General features: G+C 60.3%; 4 protein-coding genes. 2 read left to right on the plus strand and 2 right to left on the minus strand.

From position 1 onward, the window contains the following. Window positions 1–355 (minus strand): aminotransferase (locus HKN37_09225; GenBank protein NNE46826.1); only part of this gene is annotated, 355 nt, incomplete at its 3' end. Between the two features lie 104 nt (window positions 356–459). Here HKN37_09225 and HKN37_09230 point away from each other — a divergent pair. Next, a complete protein-coding gene (locus HKN37_09230) occupies window positions 460–1671 on the plus strand; it encodes a putative C-S lyase (GenBank protein ID NNE46827.1) in 1212 nt (403 codons plus the stop codon). A gap of 10 nt (window positions 1672–1681) precedes the next feature. Here HKN37_09230 and HKN37_09235 read toward each other — a convergent pair whose 3' ends face one another. After that, complete coding sequence (locus HKN37_09235) at window positions 1682–2545, minus strand: hypothetical protein (protein NNE46828.1); 864 nt, start codon at window positions 2543–2545, stop codon at window positions 1682–1684. Window positions 2546–2620: 75 nt separating this feature from the next. Between HKN37_09235 and HKN37_09240 the strand changes: the two genes are divergently transcribed. Next, the coding region (locus HKN37_09240; protein ID NNE46829.1) for a hypothetical protein at window positions 2621–2900 on the plus strand (280 nt) is incomplete at its 3' end.

Raw genomic sequence — 2900 nt, forward strand, 5'->3', positions numbered from 1 at the left:
CAATCGACTGATAGTTGGGGACGTTCACGATGACGTGTTCGCCCGGTTCGACGAACAGCTGCATGGCCCAGAAGAGCGCCTCACCTGCACCGGCGAATCCGAGCACTTTCGAGGAGGTGAGGGACTCGTAGGAGCCAGCGATGGCAGCTCGCAACGGCTCTGTCCCCCAGGTTGGGGTGTATCCGAGGTGCAGGTTCTCGTACGCCTCGTGGTCTTCATCCGTACCGAGTGCCAACAGCTCCGCGACCGTCATCGATTCGGCGTCTGAGGCCGTCAGGTGATGTCGGGCCGTGAACTCCCACGTACTGAAGTACGTCTCCAGCTTGAAGTCAGGAAGTTCGAGGCGTCCGGTCATCGGACCATCATGGCGCGGATCGTGTTGCCCGACGTAGGTCAGTTCCACTCCTCACGACAGTGCACCTACAATCTGGCGAGACTCTGGGTGAGAAGGGCAACTCCGTGAATTTTGACTTCGACGAGATCATCGATCGCAACAACACCAACGCCGCAGCGCGCGACGGCTTTCGTGGGTATCTCTTTGACGGGGATGACTTTGCGATGCCATGCGAGGATCACGAAGTCGTCGCCATGTGGGTCGCGGACATGGCATTTGCGTCGGCGCCGGCGGCAATCGATGCAATGAGGGAACGGATCGACCACCCGGTCTTTGGTTACACGGCGGTCTTCGACGATCAGCTCTTCGACGCCTATCGGGACTGGTGTGTCGAGCACTACGACTGGAAACCGGAGCGAGATCACTTCCTCACGTCACCGGGCGTCGTCCCTGCGCTGTACGACCTGGTCGAGCACATTCTTCAGCCGGATGAGAAGGTGTTGACCCTGACGCCTGCCTATGGCCACTTCAAGAACGCCTGCGATCATCACGGCATCGAGCTGGTCACATCGGGGTTGGTGGCAGACGCAGCCGGTTGGTACTCGATCGACTTTGACGATCTCGAAGCGAAACTTGCCGATCCGAAAATGCGGCTCTTCTTCCTGTGTCACCCCCACAATCCGACCGGTCGCGTCTGGACAGACGATGAACTGCGTCAGATGGGGGAGTTGTGCCTGGCGAACGGGGTGATCGTCGTCAGCGATGAGATTCACTGTGACCTGTTGCGGCATGGGGTCAGCCATACACCGATGGCGAAGTTGTTCCCGGACTCCGATCAAATCATCACCGCGATGTCGTCGAGCAAAACGTTCAATCTGGCGGGACTTGGCAGCGCCATCGTGCTCATCCCCGATGAGAACATCAGGAACGTCTGGCAGGACCGCAACTCGCCCTTGATCAATCCGGTGAGCATGGCAGCGGTCGCCGGCTGCTTTCGCAACGGTGAAGAATGGCGCAACCAGCTGCGGACCTATCTGGACGCGAACTTCGCCTACGTAAAGGATGTCCTGAGTACGCAGCTGCCAGACGCGGTCTTCCAGATTCCGGAGTCCACCTACCTTGCCTGGATCGACCTGAGTCACTACTTCGACGCCGATATCAACCTGACTCGTTTCTTCGCCGAACACGGGGGAGTACTGCTGGAGGGTGGTGACATGTTCATCGCTGATGCCGACGGGTGTATTCGCGTAAATCTGGCCTGCCCCCGTGCGACGCTGACGGACGGCCTGAATCGAATCATCGCCGCAGTTCCCAGCCGCACCTCGTCATTGGCGTGACGAACGAGGTTCAGATGTCCCACCGGGGATAGAGCTTGTCATAGTTGTCCGCTACCAGCTCGCGGAGGCGTGCGCCCATCGCCCGCTCGTACGTCGGCCTGGTCGATGGGTTCATCTCGGCAAAGACCGGGGCCAGGCCGGGTGCGTGAGTCGCGTCCTCATACGCGAATTCGTATCGAACGAGCACCGGTTGCAGGTCAGCTTCGACGCACCGAAAGTACTCATCGACATGCTGGTTCCATCGGAGGCCCCAGTAGTCGACCGCCGCCTCACTGCTCTGACCTCCGAGCAACTCGAGCGTGTCCCCGTGTCGCTCCGGCTTGGCCCAGCTGATGAGGCTGTCGATCGGATGCCGTACGAGAAAGACAACCGAACGAATGTCGTTTCGGCTGAAGAGTGACTGAATGCTGGAGTTGTTGAGCACGACGAAGTGATCGTTGGCGCGGACCCAGTCGCACAATCCGACCAGGTTCTGCTCGATCGTTCGCTGGGGGTCAGCGGCGTACCGGCCATGACAGCGCTCAGAGAAGACGTCGTAATTGCTTACCGTCACGTCGTAGTCAGTGGAAGGCATGAGCACTTCGCTCGGCTCAGCAGCAGGGTGCAACTCTGCCAGGTTCGCCGCCAAGAGCGAGCCCGCGGGATCCGCGTACGGTGGCATCCACGCGACATCGGGACGGACGAACGCTCGACCACTGCGTCGGAGCACCCGAGCTGTTTGGCTGGAACCGGTGCCACCTCGTGCGGCATAGATGCGATACGGACTTCGGTCCACGAGCGGTCGAGAGAGTCGGCGACCAACCTTCGGAAGCCGAAGCAGATGGCGTTGAGCGGAGAGGGCGGATCGGCGAATGCCGGACAGCTGGGGGCGCACGTCGGCATCCTACGATGACGCCAAGACCCCCCGGGCGCATCGTCTGAAAGATCAGGGGTGTTATACGATTCGTCGATGGCACTGGAAATCGACATTTCAGACCGGATCTCCTCGAGTGAGGGGATGATCACGCTTTCTGGTGTGCAAGCGTTTTTGCGGTCCGCCGTCGACCAGCAGCGGGCGGACATGGCCCGCGGTCTACGGACGGCAACACTTATCTGTGGTTACCGCGGTTCACCCCTCGGCAACGTCGAGGGTGCGTATCAGCAACATCAGGACGTCTTCGAGGCGGCGGATGTGCAGTTCATCAGCGGTGTCAACGAGGACCTGGCCGCAACGGTCATTTGGGGCGCCC

It is taken from the genome of Rhodothermales bacterium (assembly GCA_013002345.1).
Classification (GTDB): domain Bacteria; phylum Bacteroidota; class Rhodothermia; order Rhodothermales; family JABDKH01; genus JABDKH01.